The following is a 22251-nucleotide window of genomic DNA, read 5'->3' on the forward strand; positions in this document are numbered from 1 at the left end:
CCGTCGGTACGGGCGTCGGCAGATTAGAAACTTAGGGTAACGCCGGCGTAATAGGCGCGCCCCGGCTCGTTGTAAGTTGACGCACCGGCGTTCTCGCGATAAATCTGCTTATCAAACAGGTTGCTGATGCCGGCGTTCAGGCGAATATCTTTCATCAACTGATAGTTGCCGCCGATCCCGACTATCGAATAAGCGCCGACTTCATTGGTGGCGAGAACCCCGGTCTCGTTGCGAATTTCCGCGTACTGACGCGGCTTTTGACGGCCATACATTGTCCAGTTTATGTTAGCCGACAGTTTGCTGTTTACCTGCCAGTCAAGCATGGTATTGATAGTATATTTCGGGATCACCGACAGCGGATTGCCGGTATCTTTACTTTCCGATTTAATCATCCAGGTCGCGTTGGTGCGCCAGTTCAGGGTGTCGGCAATCAATGGGATCAGCACGGTCCCTTCCAGTCCTTCTACTACGGCTTTGCCGCCGTTCTGCCACTGTAGAATGTTGTTGCCGCTGGAAGTGTAGCCAAGCACCTCGCTGCCGGAGACGATTTTGTTTTTGTAATCATTACGGAACCAGGTGATCCCGGCGTTATAGCCTCCGGCGTTGAATTCCAGCCCAAGCTCTTTATTGATGCTGATTTCCGGATCCAGATCCGGGTTGCCGAGCAGATAGCAACTGCCTGTTGCAATGGCGTTCGGGCATCCGTTGCCGCGGGTGGAGAGCAGATAGCCTTCGCTGGATTGATATAAATTCGGTGCTTTAAATACCCGTGCAATACCGGCTTTGACTTTAAACCACTCACCTAATGCCTGCGCCAGGTTGAGGCTTGGGCTCCAGTTACTGCCGAACTGGTTGTGGTAATCGAAACGCAGGCCGGGAATAATGTTAGTTCCCGGCGTGGCCTCGATATTATCTTCCAGGTAGATCCCGGTTAACGTGGCGCTGTTTTTGCTACTACGATCGGCGGCATTGCCGCTGGTGCCGGCGATGGTTTCACCGCTCACGTCAGTGGCCTGCATCGACGCCGGATCGTTGAGTTCGTCGCGGTTCCACTCCATGCCAAGCGTCAACGTCTGATCCGCCAACCAGTAGAACGGAATGTTTAACTCGCCTGTGGAGCGCCATGATTCCAGACGGCTGGTGGCGTATTCATCGCTATTGATCATCCCCTCGACGCGGCCGGTTGATCCTTCCTGCAGGCGGGTATTATTGGTTTTTTCATAATAAACGCCGGCTTTTGACTGTCCCCAATCCCAAATTCCGTTATAGGTTAGCCCCCACGACTGGCGATACAGGCGGTTGGTTTCATGGCCGTAGAGTGAATCAACCAGGCCATTGGGGCTAAGGTTGCCGTTACTGTACTGGGTATCGCCGGCATAAATATTGCCCTGGCGGCTGTAGGCATAGTTGAAATCGAGGATCTGTTGTGGGGTCATTTTCCACGACAGCAGGGCGTTAATATCTTTATTACGCACGCCTTCGCGACCGGCGGCGTATGAGCCATTCTGCGCATGGTTGATATCCCAGGCGTCAGCATCGGTTTTATTGATGTTGCCGTACAAACGCATGGTGAGGGCATCGCCTGCCAGAGGGCCGCTGAGGTTAAAGTTGGCCCGGTTGGTGGCACCTTCTTTGTTATTCTCCGGTTGATTGGTGAAGAACGACAGTGAGCCGTGCCAGTCGTTGGTTGGTCGTTTGGTAATGATATTCACCACGCCGCCGGCCGCGCCGGACCCATAGCGGGCCGCGGCGGGTCCGCGCAGGACTTCAATACGTTCAACCATTTCAGCGGGTACCCAATTACTATCACCGCGGGTATCGCGTTCACCGCGCCAGCTGTAACGTACCGAATTTCGTGAGGTAACCGGCACGCCATCGATCAAAATCAGCGTGTTTTCGGGGCCCATCCCGCGAATGTCGATTTGACGGTTGTTACCGCGGCTACCGCTGGCGCTGTTGCCGGTCAGATTCACGCCGGGCATTTTACGGATGATTTCTGACAGGTCATTAACCGGCGGCTCTTTGGCAATATCTTCGGCGGTGATAATCGAAACGCCGGGCTGTTGTTTTAACGCTTCTTCGGCGGTGCTGTAGACCACCATGGTTTCAGTATCCTGTTCGGCTTCTTCGGCCAAACTCTCCGCTGAAAAGAAGCTGGCGATAATGATGGTAAGGGGAGCGAGGGGGAATGCGGTGTTCGTTCTCATTGTAAATATCCGTATCAAAATAAAACAAGAACGTGAATATTAATAATAATCATTATCATTACAATGAGGCGGGACGAAACTTCATCAAATCCTCACAATTGGCGCAATTTTTCCTGTTTGATGAAGAAAGCGTGAAGGCGAGCCGTTGGGGAAAGGCGTAATAAGAGGTGGCTTACCCGCTCTTTCGGAAGTTAAATTTGAACTGAACGGGATAGGAGGTAGAGAAAAGAAATGAAAAGCACAAGGGAGGCGGTACGCGCCGGCTAGCGCGTACCGTTGAGAGGTATTAGTGCTTATCGTCCTGCGGCATGTGGCGGTAGATATAAACGCCGCTCAACAGGGTAAAGACCAGGGTCAATGCCGTTAAACCGAAGACTTTGAAGTTGACCCAGATATTCTGTGGCAGCCAGAACGCGATGTAGATATTAGCCAGCCCGCAGAGAATAAAGAACAGCGCCCAGGCCAGATTCAGCCGCGACCACACCTGCTGCGGCAGCGTCAGCTCTTTACCAAGCATGCGTTGGATCAGCGGCTTTTTCATTACCCACTGGCTGAACAGCAGGGCGCCGGCAAACAGGGCGTAGATGACGGTCACTTTCCACTTAATAAATTCATCGTTGTGGAAGAAGATTGTCAGCCCGCCGAATACGGCGACCAGCACAAAAGTGATCAACGCCATCTTTTCAACTTTACGATAGCGCACCCAGCTATAAATGAGGACTACCGCGGTGGCGACGATCAGCGCGGTGGTTGCGGCGTAGATATCGTAAATCTTATAAAAAGCGAAGAAGACTACGAGCGGTAAAAAATCGAGAAACTGCTTCATACATCAATTCCGTCGTTCAGGAAGGGCCGGAATGCCCGGCCCTGATTAAAGTTAGTTGCGAATAAGCATATACAAGCGGAACAAATAGATCAGCAACAGCGCAGAGAACAGATTGCTGATGGTATTAATGACCACGGCGGCAACGTTGGGCGACAGCGTTGCAAAGCTTGAAGCAAGCAGCAGCAGCGCCGTTTTTGCCAGCAGCCAGCCGAGTACCGCTGGCGCCACCAGGCGCATATTCGCCCACGCCAGACGCATACTGCCGCGCATTGCGCTGAAGATGCCGATTTTATCCTGCACCAGCATCACCGGCGCGAACGCCAGAACAATCGCCAGCAGCACGCCCGGCACCAGCACCAGCATCATCCCCATCTGTACCACGAAGGTGGTGAACAGAATAAGCAGCAACAGCTTCGGCAGAACCGGCGCTGCCGCGCCGATCGCCCGCAGCGCGCTGACGCGATGCCCGGCGGAGATGAGCTGAATCAGCAACAGTACGCCGCCGACGAGGATGGCATTCCCCACCAGGCCCGAGAAGGTTGAGGCTGCCGACGCGTGCAGCAGGATCTGCTGCTGTTCCGGCGTCATGTTCTGCACCAGCTCAAACAAGCCGGCGCTGCCCACCAGGTTATCGCCCTCGCTGAGGATCGATAACTGCTCGTCGCTGGGCGAAAAGGCATGGCCAATGACTACCGTGATGAACGCGCATAACAACGCAATCAGCAGAATAGTAACGAACTGATTACGAAAAAAATTCCCCGTGTCACGGTAGACGGACTTCGCCGTGATAGACATGCATTCTCCTTGAGTCTTGCAGGTGTTTTAACTAGCCGGGGATTGTACCGCAAAACGTGGTTGGGTAGCAGTCTCTGCCGAGGTCACGGTAGGTATATCTTTGTAAAGAGTTCCCAGTGGCGGCAGGCCGTAGCGGGCACGGGCGCGATCGCACGCTTCGTTGAGTTCGCCGCCTTCGCCTGACATGGCAAATTCGCGGCAGGGGGAAGGCCGCTGGTGATAGATGGAGCAGTGTACCGATTCGCCGATTTCACCGCTTAAGGCGGTACAGCGGCTTTGCCGCTGATTGGTACCGCTCATGCAGCGCAGAAAAGGGGTAAGGGGTTCGGTGAGCTGCGTGGGTACCACGCCGCCAGCGTCGTCGGCTTCAGCCCAGTAGAAGGAGACTCGAAAATACGCACAACAGGCACCGCACGTCATGCACGGGTTGATTTCACTCATAATTACACCTGAAAAAAACGCATCAACACAAATTGTCGGCAATTAAATTAGCTATCCGCGCGATCGGCGACAAGGGGGGCAAGCAAAAATTTTTCTCATGGGTAAAAATTGATGTAAAGACAAATCAGAACGTTACTAACTGCTGCAAAAATTAATCTGGATCAATAAATGTTAAATCTAATGGCCTGGTGTGATCTAAAACAGATCAAAGCTAACTCATTGTAGGTATATTTGCAGCCGCTGATAAAAACCATAATGGGGACATGGATATGAAGAAAATAGCAGCGGCGGCATTGATCTTAGGTACGCTTTCTGGTGGTAGCGCCTGGGCGCATGAAGCGGGGGAGTTTTTTATTCGCGCGGGCTCGGCGACGGTTCGCCCGACTGAGGGCTCTGACAACGTGCTGGGTAGTCTCGGCGGTTTTAACGTCAGTAATAACACCCAGTTGGGTTTAACCTTTACCTATATGGCGACCGACAATATCGGTATCGAACTGCTGGCGGCAACGCCGTTCCGCCATAAGGTCGGTACCGGGCCGACCGGCACTATCGCCACCGTACATCAGCTGCCGCCGACGCTGATGGCGCAGTGGTACTTTGGCGATGCGCAAAGTAAAGTGCGCCCGTATATCGGCGCCGGTATTAACTATACGACCTTCTTTAATAATGATTTCAACGATACCGGTAAGGACGCCGGGCTTTCCGACCTGAGTCTGAAAGATTCATGGGGCGCGGCAGGACAGGTTGGCCTGGATTATCTGATTGACCGCAACTGGCTGCTTAACATGTCGGTCTGGTACATGGATATCGACACCGATGTGAAATTTAAAGCTAACGGCGTTGACCAGAAAGTCAGTACCCGTCTGGATCCGTGGGTGTTTATGTTCTCTGCCGGTTATCGCTTCTAATGCTTTAAAAAAACTGGCCGCCTGCGGCCAGTTTTATCCTCTTCAGACCAGCCGATGGGCGTGCAGTTTGGCGCTTTCCATAATGCTATCCATTATCACCTGCACGCGATGCGGCAACACGCCTCGCTGACGATAAATCAACCACGCCTGCATATTCACGCCGCGTTCCCGTGGCAGACAGGGTTGTAACGTACCGGCCTCTAATTCCGCCGCGACGGAGTAAAAAGGGGCATAAACAATGCCCAGACCCTGCTTGGCAAGCTCGATGGCCGGCAAAATGTTATCGCATACGCTGGAACCGTTGACCTCTACCTGAATGCTTTCACCCGCTGCGTTATAGCAATGCCAGCTGTTGCGGATCCCGCCCAACGTACGCAAAGTGATGCAACGATGCTGCGCAAGCTCATCAACATCGTGCAGAGGCGACTGCGTAATATAATCCGCGCAGGCAAACAGCCCCATGCGAAAGCGGGTGAGAGGCCTTGCGATCAGGCTTTCGTCCTGGGGCTGGAAAAAGCTAATCAGCAGATCGCAATCGCTATCGAAAAGCGTCCCGTGCTTTTGTTCGCGCTCGTCGGGATTGCGGGTGAGAAGGTTTACGGTTAATTCCGGCGCTGAGCGCAGCACCGGCGGCAAAAGATATCGGGCAAGGAAAGCCTGAATACCGATTGGCGCGCCGAGCGTCACCATACCGTTGAGGCTGCGTTTCCAGGTACCGGACATATCAAGCAGGTCATTATGCTTATCCAGCAGAATGTCCGCCCGGCGCAGGAACTGCTCGCCAAACTCGCTCAGGATTAATGCCCGTGGGTGGCGGATAAAGATTTCCAGCCCCAGGCGCCGTTCCAGCGCATTCAGCGCCCGCGACACGTTCGACTGCGGCATATCCAGTAGCTGGGCGGCTTTGCTAACGCTTGCCGTTTCGGCAATCACGCGGACGATGCGGAGTTCGTCTATGCGCAGGTCTTTTTCTTTCACGAGGTCGCTTCTTTTGGTTTTGCTATATCAAAAATGATATACATCTTTGCTGTCATTGTCATATGACTTCTGGTTGGGAGCTGGGTATTATTTGCGTGGATTATTTGTTACAGCCGAAAAATACAGAGAAATAATTCGATGAAAATAACAAGAATGGCTGCGTTATCTGCAATGTTGCTGCTGGCTGCGTGCGCTTCCAGCGTAACCGAAAAAGAAAAATATATTGAATATGACGATATTATCAAGGGACTATCGGTTTCGGGGGAAGAGATATTATACCGGAAAGATAAAAGTACTGATTTTTACCGTTACCAATATTTGGTCTATCAGTCGGAAAATGATTATTCTCGGCACAGCCCCACGATTACAGTGAGTGGCATTGCTAATTATAAAACAGCGTAGTTAGTACGGTTTACCTTTTTTATTACCAGGTGTTATTATGTTCCTTAACTACTTCGCCTTAGGCGTGTTAATTGCCGTGTTTTTGATTTTATTTTACGGCATTATTATTATTCATGATATTCCCTATTTATTAGCCAAAAAACGTCAGCATCCTCATCAGGATGCGATCCATGTGGCCGGCTGGGTGAGCCTGTTTACCCTGCATGCGATTTGGCCACTGTTATGGATCTGGGCAACGCTGTATCGCCCCGAGCGCGGGTGGGGAATGGCGCATAAAGTCGAAGATAGCGCCGAAATGCATCAGCGAATCAGGCAACTTGAAAGCGAGCTAAAGCGTCTGCAGGAGCAACAGATAACTGTAACGACAAACTCGTCAAATAACCGCTGAGGCCAGTGTATGGATTTACTCATTATTCTTTGCTATGTGGCGTTGGCCTATGGCGTATTTAAAATTTTCCGTATCCCGGTAAATAAATGGACGGTACCCACGGCGGTCCTTGGTGGGGTGTTTATTGTCGGCGCGCTAATTCTGACTATGAATTATAATCACCCGTACACCGACCGGGCGCAAAAAATAGCTCTGTCGATCCCGATTGTGCCGCAGGTGTCGGGGGCCATCGTAGAAGTTACCGATAAAACGAATGTGTTATTACGCAAAGGCGAGGTACTGTTTCGTCTTGATGATAGCCGCTATCGCGCGCGACTGAATAAACTGGAGGCGGATCTCAGCGCCGCCGAAGCGGATATCAGAACCCGGAAAGCGGCATTAAGTGAATCCGCCGCTAACGTCCAGCGGATGACGGCGGAATATGAACGTGCCCGGCAGGATTATCAACGCTATGCGAAAGGCGCGGCCATGCCGGTTAACCCTTTTTCCGAGCAGGACGTGAATCACGCCGAGCAGCAATATCAGGCGCAATCCGCGGCCCTGCGGGCGGCTAAGGCACAGTATCAACAGGAGTTAGAAAGACTTTCTGCGCGTTTCAATGGCGAGGATGCGCAAATCGCCAGCCTGAAATCGCAGATTGCCGAGGCGCGTTATGACCTTGAACAGACGGTATTCCGCGCGCCCAGCGATGGTTATGTCACCCAGGTGCTGGCGCGACCGGGCACCACGGCAGTTCGTCTGCCGTTCAAACCGGTGATGATTTTTATTCCGCAGCAGAAACGCCAGGTGGTGGCGGTATTTCGCCAGAACGCTATCCTGCGCCTGGAGCAGGGGGACGAGGCAGAGGTGGTATTCAATGGTCTACCGGGGCAGGTGTATGCCGGCAAGGTCACAAAAGTATTGCCAACTATTCCCGACGGCAGCTACCAGGCCAGCGGCGCGTTACAGGGTTTAAGTGCCACGCCCGGTCGGGAAGGGGTTTATGTGATGATTGACCTCGCGGCGAGCCGCGATCTCGCCCATCTCCCTGATGGCGTCAGTGCCCAGGCGGCGGTGTATACCGACCATTTTGCCCACGTGTCGGTGATGCGTAAGGTGCTGTTACGGATGACCAGCTGGTTGCATTATCTGTATCTCGACCACTAAAAGCTGAAGTTGAGCGAAAAAAAGCCCGCGATAAACGCGGGCAAAAATACTGGAAGCAATGTGAGCAATGTCGTACCGAATACCTGAGTTGTTCACTCAACCATTCGGTAATGAGAAAGATAATATTTCTCATTTAAGATATCAACCCCAGAGTTTGTGCGGAGGCGAATTTTTTTAATCAAGGGTGAAAACCGTGCGTTTCTGGCTGTTATCACGCGGCCAGGCCGCCGCGACATCGCGGAGCGGCAGCGGCGTGGTGGCGATGGTAAACTGACCGGGAACCGCAACCTGCAGCATCTCCCCGGTTGCCGCCAGCAGTTGCGGCATGGTTAGGCTGCCGATGCCGCTGCCCATGAGCTGTAGCGGCGCGGCGCGCAGTACGGCGCCATTTAACGCGATATCCGCCCCGGCAAGGGAACCCACCTGCACATAACGCACCGGCTTATCGCCGGGGGTATATTTCGCCAGCATGGGCAGCAGCAACTCTGCGCTGCGTCCCCACAAATAATCCACGATCGCATCAACTTGCCCGGCGCTGGCGGCGGCGAATTGTGCGCTAAGCGTCTGCTCATCGGCGGTTAAATCAATACACTCATCGGCTGCGAGGGCGGCCAGCGCTTGCACATTGCGCCCGGTGGCAATGATTTTTTTCGCACCGAGGTAGCGGGCAATCTGCACCGCCAGCTGCCCGGCGCTGCCGGTGGCGCCGTTAATCAGTACCGTTTCGCCGGCCTGAAACTGCGCCCGCTTTACAAGCGCAGCCCAGGCAGACATGCCCGGATTGGCCATGGCCGCGGCGCTGATATCGTCAAGTGCATCCGGCAGCGGCAGGCAATTCTGCATTGCGACCGGCGCGCGTTGCGCCATACTGCCGAACGGGGCGCTGGGGAAAGCGAAATAGACGCGCTGGCCGTCAGGGGTCATACCGACGCCATCGATACCGACGACAAACGGCAGAGTGCCGTCAAAACTATAATGATGTCCTGATGCCCGGCCCTTAACCACGTGGCTAATGGCGGCGGCGCGAACGTCGATCAGCGTGTGTCCGACGGCGGGCTGCGGTTCGCTAAAATCAGCCCATACCGGGCCTTCGCTTAGATCAAATACCACGGCGGCTTTCATAACATTATCTCCTGATGATAATTATGTGTAATATGCACATATTCTTCAGGAGCACTATACGCGGTTAACTAATATATGCAAGATGCACATAATAATTACGACATCACCGACTTTCACGGCGCGCTGCTGGATATCATTAGCGTGATGAATCAACCTCTGCGCGATGAGCAGATATTGCAGGCGGCAGGGGTGCAGCTTGAACAGATACTATTTCCGCTACTGGTGGCGGTAGGGCGCTATGGCCCGGTGGGGGTAGTTGAGCTGGCGGATCATTTAGGTCGCGATTACACCACCGTCAGTCGTCAGGTGAAAAAGCTGGAGGCTCAGGGGCTTGCCTGCAAGCAGGCCAATGCCAAAGACCGGCGGATTAGCGAGGTGACGCTCAGCGAAAAGGGGCAGCGGATGATCGACGCTATTGCCGTTGCGCGGCGGCGGTTAATGAATCAGGTGCTGGCGGAATGGTCGCAAGACGAGGTGCTGGCGCTGTTTCGCCTAACGCGAAAATACGCCAACAGCCTGCAGCAGAAATAGCCGCCCGGCTTGAGGCCGGGCGGCAAAGGGTCAGGCGGTTTTGGTTGCCGCTTTCAAACTCTGCACGAAGTTTTTTAGCTCTTCGAGCATTTTTTGCGGTTGTTCAAGATTGCGCTCGATAATCTTAACGATGGCCGAGCCGGATATTGCCCCGGCGGCGCCGGCGTCAATAGCGGCCGAAACCTGCTCCGGCGCCGAGATACCAAAGCCCTGCAGCGGCGGCGCGGCGTTATATTCCGCCAATTTTTCAATCAGATGATGCAGCGGCAGCGCGGCGCGGTTTTCCGCGCCTGTCACGCCAGCGCGCGATAGCAGGTAGGTATAGCCGCGGCCATAGGAGGCAATCTGGCGCAGTAAATCGTCATCGGCATTTGGCGGGCAGATGAAAATCGGCGCAATGTTATGGCGCAGCGCTGCCTGACGGAACGGGGCGGACTCTTCGACCGGCACGTCGGCGACCAGCACGGAATCCACGCCGACACGCGCGCATTCGGCGTAGAACTCATCAATCCCCGGGCTGAACACCAGGTTCGCGTACATCAACAGGCCGATTGGAATGGTCGGATGCTTGTGGCGGATCGCCGCCAGTATCTCGAAGCACTGCGCCGGGGTAACGCCGGCGGCAAAAGCGCGCAATGTGGCGCCCTGAATCGTCGGGCCGTCGGCCAGCGGGTCGGAGAAGGGGATCCCCAGTTCCAGCGCATCGGCGCCGGCTTCAATCAGCGCATCGATGATTTTCAGCGACTGTTCCGGCCCCGGATCGCCGAGGGTGACGAAGGGAACAAAGGCGCCTTCCTGGCGGTTTTTTAACTGTGCAAATAGCGTCTCGTAACGTTCCATCAGATTTCCCCTCGCGCTTTCAAAATGTCGTGTACGGTGAAGATGTCTTTATCGCCGCGGCCGGACAGGTTAACTACCAGCAGCTGCTCTTTATCCGGATTTTCGCGCATCATCTTCAGCGCGTGCGCCAGAGCGTGCGACGACTCCAGCGCCGGAATAATGCCTTCATGGCGGGAGAGCGCTTTAAAGGCATCCAGCGCTTCGTTGTCGGTAATTGACACATACTCAGCGCGCCCGGTGCTATTAAGGAACGCATGCTGAGGCCCCACTGACGGGAAATCCAGCCCGGCGGAGATAGAATAAGATTCTTCAATCTGCCCGTCGGAGGTTTGCATCATCGGCGACTTCATGCCGAAATAAATGCCGACGCGACCATGCTTCAGCGGCGCGCCGTGCTCGCCGGTTTCGATACCGTGGCCAGCAGGCTCGACGCCAATCAGGCCAACGCGGGATTCATCAATGAAATCAGCGAACATGCCGATGGCGTTAGAACCACCGCCAACGCAGGCGATCACCGCGTCCGGCAGGCGCCCTTCTTTCTCGAGGATCTGCGCTTTGGTTTCTTCGCCGATCATGCGCTGGAATTCACGCACGATAGTCGGGAATGGGTGCGGGCCAGCGGCGGTGCCGAGCATGTAGTGCGCCTTCTCGTAGCTGCCGGACCAGTCGCGCAGCGCTTCGTTACAGGCATCTTTCAGGGTGGCGGAACCGCTGTGCACTGGAATGACTTCCGCACCCATCAGGCGCATGCGGAACACGTTCGGCGACTGCCGCTCGACGTCTTTGGCGCCCATATAGATGCGGCATTTCAGACCGAGCAGGGCGCTGGCCAGCGCCGAGGCGACGCCGTGTTGGCCGGCGCCGGTTTCGGCGATAATTTCCGTTTTACCCATACGTTTGGCCAGTAGCGCCTGGCCCAGCACCTGGTTGGTTTTGTGCGCGCCGCCGTGGAGCAGATCTTCACGCTTGAGGTACAGCGTGGTGCGGGTGCCTTCGGTCAGATTGCGGCATTTGGTCAACGCCGTCGGACGACCCGCGTAGTTTTTCAGCAGGTCGGTGAATTCGGCCTGAAACTCAGGATCTTTTTGCGCGCTGACGAAAGCTTCTTCCAGCTGGCGCAGGGCGGGCATCAGGATCTGCGGAACGTACATACCGCCGAATTCGCCGAAATACGGGTTCAGTAAAGTGCTCATTATTGCATTGCTCCTTAATATGCGCGCAGCGTCTGGAAAACGGCAGCCACCAGGCTTGCCTCTTTTATTCCCGGCTGCGACTCTACGCCTGAGTTGAAATCGAGTCCGGCACAGCCGCTTTTCGCGGCTTCTACGCAGTTATCGGCGCTGAGGCCGCCTGCCAGCATCACGTTACGCAGGTCCTGGCCCTGCAGCAGCGACCAGTCGAAGCGTTGACCGCTACCGCCCTGACCGTTGTCAAAGACATATCTGTCCACATGATTGAGGTTACGCGGCGGCAGCGTTTCGCCGACGCTCAGCGCCTTCCAGATTTGGATCTGCTCCGGCAGCGCCGCGCGCAGGGCATCAATCCAGGCCTGGTCTTCGCTCCCATGAAGCTGGACCGCGGCGAGTTTCAAGTTGGTCGCACGGGTGACGACCTCTTCAATGGCTGCATCGCGGAATACGCCAACGTAGCTGAGCGGCGCGGCGGCCATTACCGCCTGTGCCTGCTGGTCGTCAACGGCGCGCGGCGAACTGGCGACGAAAATCAAGCCGCCGTAGATAGCGCCCGCCTCCCAGGCGACTTGCGCATCCTGCGGACGAGTCAGGCCGCAGACCTTGTTCTCACCTAACAGCACGCGCTTCACCGCAGCGCTGAGGTCCGGTTGCTCCATTAGCGCCGAGCCAATCAGGAAGCCGTTGGCGAAGTGGCTCAGTTCGCGGACTTCGCCGTAGGTATGGATTCCGGATTCGCTGATCACGGTGACATCCGGGCCGAGACGCGGCGCCAGTTGACGCGTGCGGTTCAGATCAATCGACATATCGCGCAGATCGCGGTTGTTAATGCCGACGACTTTGGCCTTCAGCGCAATCGCGCGCTCCAGCTCCTCTTCGTTGCTGACCTCGGTCAGAACGCCCATATTGAGGCTGTGGGCGACGGCGGCGAGCTGCCGATATTGGTCATCATCGAGCACCGAGAGCATCAGCAGGCAGGCATCGGCCTGGTAGTAACGCGCGAGGTAAATCTGGTAAGGATCGATGGTGAAGTCTTTACACAGAATCGGCTGCGGCGCGACCTTGCTGACGATCGGCAGAAAATCAAAGCTGCCCTGAAAATATTTCTCATCGCACAGTACTGAAATTGCCGAAGCGTAGTGCTTATAAACCCCGGCGATGGTCGCCGGGTCGAAATCTTCCCGAATCAGTCCCTTCGACGGCGATGCCTTTTTGCACTCGAGAATAAAGGCGGTGCGGGCGCCGGCCAGCGCATCGTAAAAATGGCGCTCGGACGGCACGATATCATTCTGAAAACTGGCTAACGGTTGTTGTTGTTTGCGGGCTTCTACCCAAATCGCTTTGTCGGCAACGATTTTTGCTAAAACGGTCTGCATTATTTACCCTCTTGCCGCTAATGCGGTCACTCTGTCATAGGCCGCTCCGCTGTGCAGCACATCCAGTACCTGCCGGGCGTTGGCTTTCAGGTCTTCATGCCCGTGTAAACGCATCAACATGGCGACGTTGGCGGCGACGGCGGCTTCGTGAGCGGCTTCACCTTTACCTTGTAGCAAGCGCGTGAGAATGTCACGGTTTTCTTCCGGCGTGCCGCCGGCCAGTTGCTCTTGATGATAAGGCGTCAGGCCGAAGTCGGCGGCGGTCAGCTGATAGCTCTGGATTTCGCCGTTATTGAGTTCGGCGACCACGGTCGGCGCATGCAACGAGACTTCGTCCATGCCGCCGCTGTGTACCACGGCGGCGCGTTGATAGCCGAGTACGCGCAAGGTTTCGGCAATCGGCAACACCAGTTCCGGGCTGTAGACGCCAATCAACGCCAGCGGCGGGTGCGCAGGGTTAATAAGCGGCCCCAATACGTTAAACAGGGTGCGCGTTTTCAACTGTTGGCGGACCGGCATCGCATGGCGGAAACCGGTGTGGTATTTCGGCGCGAACAGGAAGCAGACGCCCAGTTCATCCAGCGCGGCGCGCGATTTATCGGCATTCATATCCAGATTAATACCAAACGCGGCCAGCAGGTCGGACGAACCGGATTTACTGGAGACGCTGCGGTTGCCGTGTTTCGCCACCTTTAAACCGCAGGCGGCGGCGACAAAGGCGCTGGCAGTTGAGATATTGATGCTGTTGCTGCCATCGCCGCCGGTGCCGACAATATCGGCAAACTGATAATCCGGACGCGGGAACGGCGCGGCGTTTTCCAGCAGCGCGGTGGCAGCGCCGGCAATTTCCTGCGGTTGCTCGCCGCGCACTTTCATGCTTACCAGCGCCGCGGCCAGCTGTTCCGGCTTCACTTCGCCGCGCACGACGGCGGAAAACAGCACGTGACTCTCCTGCTGGCTCAGCGTCTGTGCCTGGTACAGTTTTTCCAGAATCGGTTGTACGACATTGGTCTGTTCCAGTTTCTGCAGCGCCCATGCCAGCGTTTGCTCCAGCAGCAGCGCCCCCTGGGTAGTCAGAATCGACTCCGGATGGAACTGGAAGCCGCAGACGCGATCGGCGTCGTGGCGAACCGCCATCACCATACCGTTGAAATTGGCGTTAATGGTGAGCCCGGCCGGAATATTGCTGCCGACCAGTGAATGGTAGCGGGCCACCGGCAGCGGGTTGGCAAGACCGGCGAACATCGCCTGGCCGTCATGCTCAATGCTGGAGGCTTTGCCGTGAAGGATTTCTCCCGCCTGGCCGACATAGCCGCCGTAAGCTTCCACAATGGCCTGGTGGCCGAGGCAGATACCGATAATCGGTAACTTGCCGCGCATACGGGTCAGCAGCTCCGGCATGCAGCCGGCTTCGCTTGGGGTTCCCGGCCCCGGAGAGAGCATCAGCACCGGATTATCCATAGTACCGATACGTTCAATCAGCGATTGCGCCGGAACGGTATTGCGATAAATAACCACGTTGTGGCCATTAGCCCGCAGCTGGTCGGCGAGGTTATAGGTAAAGGAGTCGATATTATCGAGCAGCAGGATGTCGGCCATTAGAAAGTCTCCTTCGCGTGATGGGCCTGAGCAATGGCGCGCAGCACGGCGCGAGCTTTATTACGGGTTTCATCCGCCTCGGATTGCGGAACGGAATCGAGCACGATACCGGCGCCCGCCTGCACGGTGGCGATACCATCTTCAACGTAGGCTGAGCGGATCACGATGCAGGTATCGAGGTCGCCATGGGCGGTAAAGTAGCCGACCGCGCCGCCATAACTACCGCGCCGCTTGCCTTCTGCGGCGGCGATTAGCTGCATGGCGCGAACTTTCGGCGCGCCGCTAAGAGTGCCCATATTCATGCAGGCGCGGTAGGCGTGCAGGACGTCCAGGTCGCGGCGCAGTTCACCAACCACGCGGGAAACCAGATGCATCACAAAGGAGTAGCGATCGACTTTAGTCAAATCCGCCACGTAGCGGCTACCCGGCGTACAGATGCGGGCCAGGTCGTTACGGGCCAGGTCAACCAGCATCAGATGTTCGGAAAGCTCTTTGTGGTCGGTACGCATCTCCAGCTCAATACGGCTATCGAGATCGCGATCCAGCGAACCGTCGGCGCGGCGGCCGCGCGGACGGGTGCCGGCAATGGGGTAGATCTCAATCTGGCGGCTGACGGCGTCGTATTTCAGCGAGCTTTCCGGCGAGGCGCCGAACAGGGTGAAATCGTTATCCTGCATAAAGAACATATACGGGCTGGGATTGCTCTTTTTCAGCACATCGTACGAGGCCAGCGGCGACGGGCAGGGGAGGGAGAAACGGCGCGACGGCACGACCTGGAAAATTTCGCCCGCGCGAATGGCGCGCTGCATTTTGCGCACCACGGCGCCGTACTCTTCATCGCTCTGATCGACGTCGCAACGCATCTCGGCGACGGTAGTGACCGGCAGCGGCGCAGGCGGTTCATTTAACTGCTGGCGAAGCTGGGCGATACGTTGCAGAAGACGCTGTTTCTCATTCTCCAGCGGCGTGAACAGGCTCGCCTGAATGCGGGTGTTTTTGGTCTGATGATCGATGACCAGCAGCGTTTCCGCCAGGTAGAAACAGTAATCCGGGCAGGCGGTATCGGCGTCGAGCGGCGGTAAATCCTCGAAACCGGCCACCAGGTCGTAAGCGAACAGGCCGCCGAAGAACATCGCTTCGCGCTCGGCCTGCGGGACGCTGACCAAATCTTGTAGCAGACGAAACGCATCGAACACCGATAACGAACACAGGCGAGCGTCTTCATCCAGCAGGGCGCTAACCGGTGGGAAGGTGAGTACCCGGCTGTTCGGCTGGCGCAGATTCTCAATGCCGGACGGCAATGCGTTATCCAGCAGTTCAAGCAGCGCGGCGCCGTTCGCCGACAGCGCCTGGACCGTGACGGTATTGCCAAGCGCGGTAATGCGCAGGGCGCTATCGACCAGCAGCAGGCTTTTTAAGTCGTCTTTACTATCGATGTCGGCCGATTCCAGCAGCAGGGTTGCCGGGCGCGCGCCGCATAATTGATGGAATAACGCCGTCGGGTTTTCGCGATAGATGGCGTCGCTGGTGAGAAGCTCGAGCGCTGGTTTTGATGTTTGCATTATCATTCTCGCCTGTTCTGTTCATTATTTTGTTCAAAAAAAAGCCCGCTCAGTGGCGGGCCAGGTATCTGTTTGCTGAGTGCAAAACGCGATTACGCCGCCCGATTCCAGGAACGACGCCACCAGCTATGAAGAGTAATAATTTGCGTTTTCATCAGAGATACCCGTTTTGCGAACTTGCGTACTAGTTAACTGGTTCATGAAAATAAAGTCAACCCTTGTTTGCAGATTTTCTTTCTCAGTCGTTATCATAATGCGCTTATTTCAGTTCAGGTCCACCAGGAGCCATCTTGAGCGACACTAATTACGCGGTCATTTATGACCTGCACAGCCATACCGTTGCCTCCGATGGGCGATTGACTCCAGAAGAGTTGGTACACCGCGCGCATGAGATGCGGGTGGGTACGCTGGCTATCACCGATCACGATAGCGTGGCGGCCATACCGGCGGCACGTGCCGAAATTGCGCGGGCTGGACTGCCGCTCACGCTTATCACCGGGGTAGAAATTTCCACCCTATGGGAAAATCACGAAATTCATATCGTGGGACTGAATATTGATATCGACCATCCGGCGATGACGCAACTCCTTTGCGAACAGAAAGAGCGGCGCAACCAGCGCGGGCGGATGATTGCCGAACGGTTGGAGAAAGCGCGTATCCCCGGCGCCTGGGAAGGGGCGTTAAAGCTCGCCGATGGCGGCGCGGTCACCCGCGGCCATTTCGCGCGCTTTTTGGTTGAAGCGGGTTTCGCCGGCAATATCGCCGACGTATTCAAAAAATATCTCGCCCGCGGGAAAACCGGATACGTTCCGCCGCAGTGGTGTACAATAAAACAAGCGATTGATGTCATTCATCATTCTGGCGGCAAAGCGGTGATCGCCCATCCAGGGCGCTACGATCTTTCCGCCAAATGGTTGAAACGGCTGTTGACCCATTTTAGCGAGCAGGGCGGCGACGCGATGGAGGTCGCCCAATGTCAGCAGGCGCCGCATGAGCGCGCGCAGCTGGCGAGCTACGCGAAACAGTTTGGTTTGATGGCGTCGCAGGGTTCAGATTTCCACCAGCCCTGCCCGTGGATTGAACTGGGGCGTAAACTTTGGCTACCCGCTGGCGTGGAAGGGATCTGGCGCAGTTGGGAAGTGGCCGCTGAACAAATTGAGAGGGAAGTATGAGCCAGTTTTTCTATATCCATCCCGATAATCCGCAGGCGCGGTTGATTAATCAGGCGGTGGAAATCGTGCGTAAGGGCGGGGTTATCGTTTATCCAACGGACTCTGGCTATGCCCTGGGTTGCAAAATCGAAGATAAAGGGGCGATGGAGCGGATCTGCCGTATCCGTCAGTTGCCGGATGGCCACAATTTCACCCTGATGTGCCGCGATCTCTCCGAGTTGTCGACCTACGCGTTTGTCGATAACGTGGCGTTTCGTCTAATCAAAAACAACACGCCGGGCAACTACACGTTCATTCTTAAGGGAACGAAAGAGGTGCCGCGACGCCTGTTGCAAGAAAAGCGTAAAACCATTGGTATGCGCGTGCCGGCGAACCCTATCGCCCAGATGCTGCTTGAAACGCTTGGCGAGCCGATGCTTTCGACATCATTAATGCTGCCAGGTAATGAATTCACGGAGTCCGATCCGGAAGAGATTAAAGACCGTCTGGAGAAGGTGGTCGATCTGATTATTCACGGCGGTTATCTCGGCCAGCAGCCGACGACGGTTATCGACCTGACCGAAGACGCTCCGGTGGTGCTGCGTGAAGGCGTCGGTGATATCAAACCCTTCCTGTGATGCTTCTCGCGGGCGGCGTTACACGCGCCGCCCGCGGCTTAAATTTAATTTAAAACACCTTTCATATTGAGTCATTTCTTCCCTGGTATATTATTAGCACGCTTACGATATCACTCATTGATATCGCTTCCAGAAAGAAACTCAACATTATGCATAAGCTGACTATTCAACCCTCTGATGTTATTAAGAGGGAGAAAGTGCTATTCAATTTTTTCATGCTTTCAAGCATTACCGTTACTTTATATCTGGTGGGAAAAGCTATACGCCATAGCGATATTGCTTTGTTCTGGCCACTGAATGCGGTCATTGTCGGATTATTTATCAGGAATAAGGCGTTGCGTTATAAAAAATACGCCGCAGTTGTTTTAGCCGCAATGCTATTATCAAGCTTTGCTACGGGTGAGCGAGGAGTCTATAGCATTCTGGTGGATTTCTCCGATGTGCTATTTATGTTAATAATGTACTGGCTGATAATCAGAGAAGAGAAGGCAGATGAAGATAATTTAAAAATAACCATCTTTCGAATTTACAGCTATTGTTTTATCTCCGCGTTAATATGTTCAGCCCTGGGGAGTTATATTTATTCCTGCGGTATTCACGCTGAATTCTGGCAAATCTATCCTGTTTGGTTTAGCGAGGAGTTTACCACTAGTGTGCTCATTCTACCTTTTACGCTGTTGTGTCAGAAAAAAGAGTTTTTTAGCGCATTGAATTTGCGGCGGTTAGTACCGGTTGGCATGTTAATGGCCTCGCTGCTGGTCTCTATTCTCAGCGGAGTGACGGGAAGTATGGGAACGCTGGCGATGATTCTTCCGGCGTTAATTTGGTGCGCGCTAAACTATTCATTATCAACAACCTGCTTGCTGACTTTGTGCTCCGGTATGGTGGAAATGATGCTGATCGATCGGCACGCTATTGAATCGAACATGACGTCGTTTCTGCCTATGATTATCTCCACGCGCCTTGGCATCGCATCTATTGCCATTAGTCCGGTTATCGTCGCGGTCAGCGTGGAGGCGGTCAACAAGATGGTGAAACAGCTATCGCGACAGGTTCGCTACGATTACCTGACCCGGGTTCATTCTCGTTTTGGTCTTTATGAACATCTGCGTGAACTGGAAGTAACGGACAATGAGACGTCGCTAAACGTGCTGGTGCTTGATATTGACCATTTTAAAAAAATTAACGACACCTGGGGCCATGATTGTGGCGATAATGTTTTGATGACTTTCGCCCGGCGGGTAAAAAACACTGTAGCCGATCGAGGGGTGATTGCCCGACTGGGCGGTGAAGAGTTTGCCGTGGTGATGACGGGCAAAGCGGGTGAAGATGGCTATCGTTTAGCTGAAGATATTCGTCAGGCGATTGAAGAGATGAATATTGCCTGGCAAAGTGCGAATTTATCGCTAACCGTCAGTATTGGTCTTAGCTACGGGCAGGTGATGCGCTGGAATATTGTTGACAGCTTTGATCGGTTATTATCTGAGGCAGATAGCTATCTTTATCAGTCTAAAAAAACGGGGCGCAATCGTATCAGCGCCTCTCCTCTAATAAATAACAATGTTACCGGCTCATAGTCGAGATTTAAGCTGGTGAAACTCAATAATAATGACCTTTTACTTGTGATTGAATACAGTTAATTTATGCTCAAACTGACCCCAAATACTTATCCCATCACCCTGGTGAAAAGCGTGCTGGTTGTTTCACTGCTGGCGTTAATGCTGATTATTGTCAGCCTGACCGGCCTGTTTAACTATCAGTCGCGTCAGGTCAGTACCGCCATTGATAAAAAAATCATCGGAACTCAGTATGCGTTGATTCAGCATAAACTTGAGGATGCCGTTGACCGCCCGCGACAAATAACGAATCTATTTTTACAATATATTCAGGGGGAAGGTAACAATATCGATAAGGATGCTTTGGTTCCTGAAATGGTGTATTTGACCGCGAGCGCGTTTAAAACCATGCCTGCCTTTCAAAGCCTGTCGTGGTTTGCAGAAAATGGCGCCTGTATTGCTGTCATTCGCGACAATCACAGTAATCAAATTTATTTGCAGCGAACCCAGCGCGATAATCATCACTCCCTGGTAAAATACAGCGGTTTAAGCCCGCAGACCAATATTGTCAAAGTTAATAACGCCTTTAATGTCGCTGATTTTCCGCAGTTTCGCCGCGCACGCCAGCAAACGAGCGGTTTCTGGCAACGCTCCCTCTCTACCGGCAGCATCATCATGAGCTGGAACCAGCCGGTGTACGACAAGCAAGGTCGCTTTGTCGGGGCGATCGCCAGTGGCGCCACACCCGCAGATATGACCGCTTATTTACAGAGTCTCCTGCCGGACAAAAGCTATGCTCTCCTGCTTATTGATGACAACAATCGTATTGTCGCGCGTACCGGTAGCCAACAGATCTGGCAGCAGGATCGCCAACTGATAGAAAAACTGACTTCCGCGCCACCGTCGCCAACGTCATTTTCCTTACGTGCTGGGGAGAAGACTTTGCTGGCGACCGCCTTTAGCGTGCAGGACAGCCAACATCTGTTGAACTGGAAGGCGGTTCTTATCGCCCCGCAGCATGCGGAAATGGCTGAAATGAATAAGCAGCGTCTACTTTTGACCTTCACCACGACGCTGTTTATTTTTATTTTGATGTTGGTTCTACTGATGATTATTTCGCATTTTACCGGCGCCTTAAAGGATGTTGCAGATAAAGTGCGTCTCGGATTGATGCCGTGGAAGAAACAAACTAAACGAGTATTTCCGGAAATAGCGTCACTGGATACGGCCTTGAGCAATCTTTGTTCAATTATTCCTGATACGTTTGAATTGAAACGCCGGAAACTGGAAGAGGATAGCGAAACCGGCTTTTTAACCCGTAGTGGTCTACTGAATTGTGAATCTCTTTACTATCACCGCAATATGTTGGCGATGATTCACGTCAACAATTACAACTCGGTAAAGCATGTACTTGGTACCGCCCAGGCGCGGCAGTTTATTCATCAGTTTGCTTTACGCATTCGCAAAATGTTGCCTGCAGGGGCGCTATGTTGCCGCGACCGCGAAGACTTGTTCATCATTGCTTTTGACGGCATTTATGCCGAAAAAGATGTCGCCTGGTATAGTGCGCTAATTGCTTCCGTTTTTCGTATGTCTACTTCTGATATGCCGGGTGAATCGCATATATTTACAGGCCATATTGGCATGTTGATTGAGTCGCTCACGCCAGAGAATATCAGCGAATGTCTGATGAATGTTAGCCTGGCTTTACAGCATGCTCAAATGCAGCGTAGCGGCATGAGTAAACTTTTCACCGTCGCTATGCGTGAAGAGGAAGTCAATAATCTGCGTCTGCATCAGGCGTTATGCGATGATCTCCGTTCAGAAGGTTTTCATTTGGTTATGCAGCCGATCGTCGCATTTGAATCGCAGCGCCCTTGTAAAGAAGGTGAATGTTTGGTTCGCTGGCAATCCAATGTGCTTGGCTTCGTGCCGCCCGATAAATTCATTTCCCTCGCCGAGAACACCGGCATGATTGTGCCGTTAGGGAAATGGATAATTGAAACCGCCTGTCGTGAACTTGCCGCGTTTATCGCGCGCGGCGCGCCACGGGATTTTAAACTTCACGTCAATATCTCGCCAATTCAGCTTCAGCAACCTGATTTTGCTCAGCATCTGCTGGAATCAATTCACGCTTGTGATTTGATGAACAGTAATATTTGCCTTGAAATCACCGAAAGCGTCTTGCTACAAGACACGTGGCGAATTGTCGAAATACTGGCTTATTTACGCCGCCTTGGCGTTTGCGTCGCGATTGATGATTTTGGCTCCGGTTACTCCAGCCTTTCATATCTGCATTCACTACCGTTTGATTGTTTGAAGATCGACCGTGGGTTTGTCAGCAATGTGCTTGAAGACAAAAAAAATGAAGCGGTTATCGCCTCGGTGTTAATGCTGGCTCGAAGCTTTTCCGTGCCTCTGGTGGCCGAAGGCGTTGAAACGCGCGAAATGGCGGAAAAACTGCAGGAGATGGGCTGTGATTTGGCGCAGGGGTATTATTATTCCCGGCCGAAAACGTTTGATAGCTTTGAATTTACTAATGGTTTATTTGTTGTTGACCCCGAATGATGTGCCCGACAAACGGCGATAATAACG

Annotated in this window: 20 protein-coding genes and 1 other annotated feature; of the genes, 9 read left to right on the top strand and 11 right to left on the bottom strand. The window is 54.0% G+C overall.

The features are described from left to right. Positions 1-23: 23 nt before the first annotated feature. The 4 genes from PGR23_RS04005 to PGR23_RS04020 form a co-directional block, all read right to left on the bottom strand. Positions 24-2207 carry a TonB-dependent siderophore receptor gene (locus PGR23_RS04005; protein WP_315710823.1) on the bottom strand — a complete coding sequence of 728 codons (2184 nt, stop codon included), beginning with the start codon at positions 2205-2207 and terminating at the stop codon, positions 24-26. A gap of 286 nt (positions 2208-2493) precedes the next feature. Continuing rightward, positions 2494-3033: a septation protein A gene (locus PGR23_RS04010; protein WP_015366196.1), complete on the bottom strand. Its 540-nt coding sequence runs from the start codon at positions 3031-3033 to the stop codon at positions 2494-2496. A gap of 51 nt (positions 3034-3084) precedes the next feature. Further along, a complete protein-coding gene (locus PGR23_RS04015; RefSeq protein ID WP_315710821.1) occupies positions 3085-3828 on the bottom strand; it encodes a YciC family protein in 744 nt (247 codons plus the stop codon). 27 nt (positions 3829-3855) lie between these two features. Then, on the bottom strand, positions 3856-4269 hold the full coding sequence (locus PGR23_RS04020; protein WP_045393211.1) for a YkgJ family cysteine cluster protein: 414 nt from the start codon (positions 4267-4269) through the stop codon (positions 3856-3858). Positions 4270-4538: 269 nt separating this feature from the next. Between PGR23_RS04020 and ompW the strand changes: the two genes are divergently transcribed. Next, the gene (gene ompW, locus PGR23_RS04025) at positions 4539-5177 is read left to right on the top strand and encodes an outer membrane protein OmpW (protein ID WP_045374891.1); all 639 of its coding nucleotides are present in this window, start codon (positions 4539-4541) and stop codon (positions 5175-5177) included. Between the two features lie 42 nt (positions 5178-5219). On the opposite strand, the gene PGR23_RS04030 is transcribed toward ompW, so the two are convergent. Beyond that, positions 5220-6155 carry a LysR family transcriptional regulator gene (locus PGR23_RS04030; protein WP_045393208.1) on the bottom strand — a complete coding sequence of 312 codons (936 nt, stop codon included), beginning with the start codon at positions 6153-6155 and terminating at the stop codon, positions 5220-5222. 138 nt (positions 6156-6293) lie between these two features. Here PGR23_RS04030 and PGR23_RS04035 point away from each other — a divergent pair, with 138 nt between their 5' ends. The 3 genes from PGR23_RS04035 to PGR23_RS04045 are packed head-to-tail and all read left to right on the top strand — an operon-like array spanning position 6294 to position 8091. Next, positions 6294-6557 carry a hypothetical protein gene (locus PGR23_RS04035; RefSeq protein WP_049060844.1) on the top strand — a complete coding sequence of 88 codons (264 nt, stop codon included), beginning with the start codon at positions 6294-6296 and terminating at the stop codon, positions 6555-6557. 37 nt (positions 6558-6594) lie between these two features. Continuing rightward, the gene (locus PGR23_RS04040) at positions 6595-6945 is read left to right on the top strand and encodes a DUF3302 domain-containing protein (protein ID WP_045393202.1); all 351 of its coding nucleotides are present in this window, start codon (positions 6595-6597) and stop codon (positions 6943-6945) included. Positions 6946-6954: 9 nt separating this feature from the next. Further along, positions 6955-8091 (top strand): HlyD family secretion protein, encoded by a 1137-nt coding sequence (locus PGR23_RS04045; RefSeq protein WP_045393199.1) that lies wholly within the window; start codon positions 6955-6957, stop codon positions 8089-8091. A 174-nt stretch (positions 8092-8265) separates the two neighbouring features. On the opposite strand, the gene PGR23_RS04050 is transcribed toward PGR23_RS04045, so the two are convergent. Then, positions 8266-9213 carry a quinone oxidoreductase family protein gene (locus tag PGR23_RS04050; protein WP_315710817.1) on the bottom strand — a complete coding sequence of 316 codons (948 nt, stop codon included), beginning with the start codon at positions 9211-9213 and terminating at the stop codon, positions 8266-8268. Positions 9214-9288: 75 nt separating this feature from the next. On the opposite strand from PGR23_RS04050, the gene PGR23_RS04055 reads away from it, so the two are divergent. Beyond that, positions 9289-9744, top strand: coding sequence for a MarR family winged helix-turn-helix transcriptional regulator (locus PGR23_RS04055; protein ID WP_047066974.1), 456 nt, complete (start codon positions 9289-9291; stop codon positions 9742-9744). A 30-nt stretch (positions 9745-9774) separates the two neighbouring features. On the opposite strand, the gene trpA is transcribed toward PGR23_RS04055, so the two are convergent. The 5 genes from trpA to PGR23_RS04080 are packed head-to-tail and all read right to left on the bottom strand — an operon-like array spanning position 9775 to position 16311. Then, positions 9775-10584 carry a tryptophan synthase subunit alpha gene (gene trpA, locus PGR23_RS04060; RefSeq protein WP_315710814.1) on the bottom strand — a complete coding sequence of 270 codons (810 nt, stop codon included), beginning with the start codon at positions 10582-10584 and terminating at the stop codon, positions 9775-9777. Beyond that, positions 10584-11777 carry a tryptophan synthase subunit beta gene (trpB, locus tag PGR23_RS04065; RefSeq protein ID WP_015366207.1) on the bottom strand — a complete coding sequence of 398 codons (1194 nt, stop codon included), beginning with the start codon at positions 11775-11777 and terminating at the stop codon, positions 10584-10586. The genes trpA and trpB overlap by 1 nt, the downstream gene beginning before the upstream one ends. A gap of 14 nt (positions 11778-11791) precedes the next feature. Continuing rightward, positions 11792-13150, bottom strand: a complete 1359-nt coding sequence (gene trpCF, locus PGR23_RS04070; RefSeq protein WP_045393187.1) for a bifunctional indole-3-glycerol-phosphate synthase TrpC/phosphoribosylanthranilate isomerase TrpF — start codon at positions 13148-13150, stop codon at positions 11792-11794. A 3-nt stretch (positions 13151-13153) separates the two neighbouring features. Beyond that, entirely contained in the window at positions 13154-14749 is a 1596-nt protein-coding gene (gene trpD / locus PGR23_RS04075) for a bifunctional anthranilate synthase glutamate amidotransferase component TrpG/anthranilate phosphoribosyltransferase TrpD (protein WP_047066978.1), read from the bottom strand. Next, the gene (locus PGR23_RS04080; RefSeq protein WP_047045030.1) at positions 14749-16311 is read right to left on the bottom strand and encodes an anthranilate synthase component 1; all 1563 of its coding nucleotides are present in this window, start codon (positions 16309-16311) and stop codon (positions 14749-14751) included. The genes trpD and PGR23_RS04080 overlap by 1 nt, the downstream gene beginning before the upstream one ends. A gap of 35 nt (positions 16312-16346) precedes the next feature. Then, positions 16347-16442, bottom strand: a sequence feature (Trp leader region). A 159-nt stretch (positions 16443-16601) separates the two neighbouring features. Between PGR23_RS04080 and rnm the strand changes: the two genes are divergently transcribed. The 4 genes from rnm (at position 16602) to PGR23_RS04100 (ending at position 22224) form a co-directional block, all read left to right on the top strand. Next, on the top strand, positions 16602-17483 hold the full coding sequence (rnm, locus tag PGR23_RS04085) for an RNase RNM (RefSeq protein WP_315710811.1): 882 nt from the start codon (positions 16602-16604) through the stop codon (positions 17481-17483). Then, positions 17480-18100: an L-threonylcarbamoyladenylate synthase gene (locus PGR23_RS04090; protein WP_020078571.1), complete on the top strand. Its 621-nt coding sequence runs from the start codon at positions 17480-17482 to the stop codon at positions 18098-18100. Before rnm ends, PGR23_RS04090 begins: the two co-directional genes overlap by 4 nt. A gap of 149 nt (positions 18101-18249) precedes the next feature. Continuing rightward, positions 18250-19677: a GGDEF domain-containing protein gene (locus PGR23_RS04095; protein WP_315710809.1), complete on the top strand. Its 1428-nt coding sequence runs from the start codon at positions 18250-18252 to the stop codon at positions 19675-19677. 237 nt (positions 19678-19914) lie between these two features. Beyond that, on the top strand, positions 19915-22224 hold the full coding sequence (locus PGR23_RS04100) for a bifunctional diguanylate cyclase/phosphodiesterase (RefSeq protein WP_396279606.1): 2310 nt from the start codon (positions 19915-19917) through the stop codon (positions 22222-22224). Positions 22225-22251 lie beyond the last annotated feature (27 nt).

Source organism: Klebsiella sp. 141162, from assembly GCF_050600755.1.
In the GTDB taxonomy this organism is placed as follows: domain Bacteria; phylum Pseudomonadota; class Gammaproteobacteria; order Enterobacterales; family Enterobacteriaceae; genus Klebsiella; species Klebsiella aerogenes.

Coding starts and splice junctions, on each gene's coding strand:
- PGR23_RS04005 (WP_315710823.1), bottom strand. CDS start 2,207: ATGAGAACGAACACCGCATTCCCCCTCGCTCCCCTTACCATCATTATC.
- PGR23_RS04010 (WP_015366196.1), bottom strand. CDS start 3,033: ATGAAGCAGTTTCTCGATTTTTTACCGCTCGTAGTCTTCTTCGCTTTT.
- PGR23_RS04015 (WP_315710821.1), bottom strand. CDS start 3,828: ATGTCTATCACGGCGAAGTCCGTCTACCGTGACACGGGGAATTTTTTT.
- PGR23_RS04020 (WP_045393211.1), bottom strand. CDS start 4,269: ATGAGTGAAATCAACCCGTGCATGACGTGCGGTGCCTGTTGTGCGTAT.
- ompW (WP_045374891.1), top strand. CDS start 4,539: ATGAAGAAAATAGCAGCGGCGGCATTGATCTTAGGTACGCTTTCTGGT.
- PGR23_RS04035 (WP_049060844.1), top strand. CDS start 6,294: ATGAAAATAACAAGAATGGCTGCGTTATCTGCAATGTTGCTGCTGGCT.
- PGR23_RS04040 (WP_045393202.1), top strand. CDS start 6,595: ATGTTCCTTAACTACTTCGCCTTAGGCGTGTTAATTGCCGTGTTTTTG.
- PGR23_RS04045 (WP_045393199.1), top strand. CDS start 6,955: ATGGATTTACTCATTATTCTTTGCTATGTGGCGTTGGCCTATGGCGTA.
- PGR23_RS04050 (WP_315710817.1), bottom strand. CDS start 9,213: ATGAAAGCCGCCGTGGTATTTGATCTAAGCGAAGGCCCGGTATGGGCT.
- PGR23_RS04055 (WP_047066974.1), top strand. CDS start 9,289: ATGCAAGATGCACATAATAATTACGACATCACCGACTTTCACGGCGCG.
- trpA (WP_315710814.1), bottom strand. CDS start 10,584: ATGGAACGTTACGAGACGCTATTTGCACAGTTAAAAAACCGCCAGGAA.
- trpB (WP_015366207.1), bottom strand. CDS start 11,777: ATGAGCACTTTACTGAACCCGTATTTCGGCGAATTCGGCGGTATGTAC.
- trpCF (WP_045393187.1), bottom strand. CDS start 13,150: ATGCAGACCGTTTTAGCAAAAATCGTTGCCGACAAAGCGATTTGGGTA.
- trpD (WP_047066978.1), bottom strand. CDS start 14,749: ATGGCCGACATCCTGCTGCTCGATAATATCGACTCCTTTACCTATAAC.
- PGR23_RS04080 (WP_047045030.1), bottom strand. CDS start 16,311: ATGCAAACATCAAAACCAGCGCTCGAGCTTCTCACCAGCGACGCCATC.
- PGR23_RS04090 (WP_020078571.1), top strand. CDS start 17,480: ATGAGCCAGTTTTTCTATATCCATCCCGATAATCCGCAGGCGCGGTTG.
- PGR23_RS04095 (WP_315710809.1), top strand. CDS start 18,250: ATGCATAAGCTGACTATTCAACCCTCTGATGTTATTAAGAGGGAGAAA.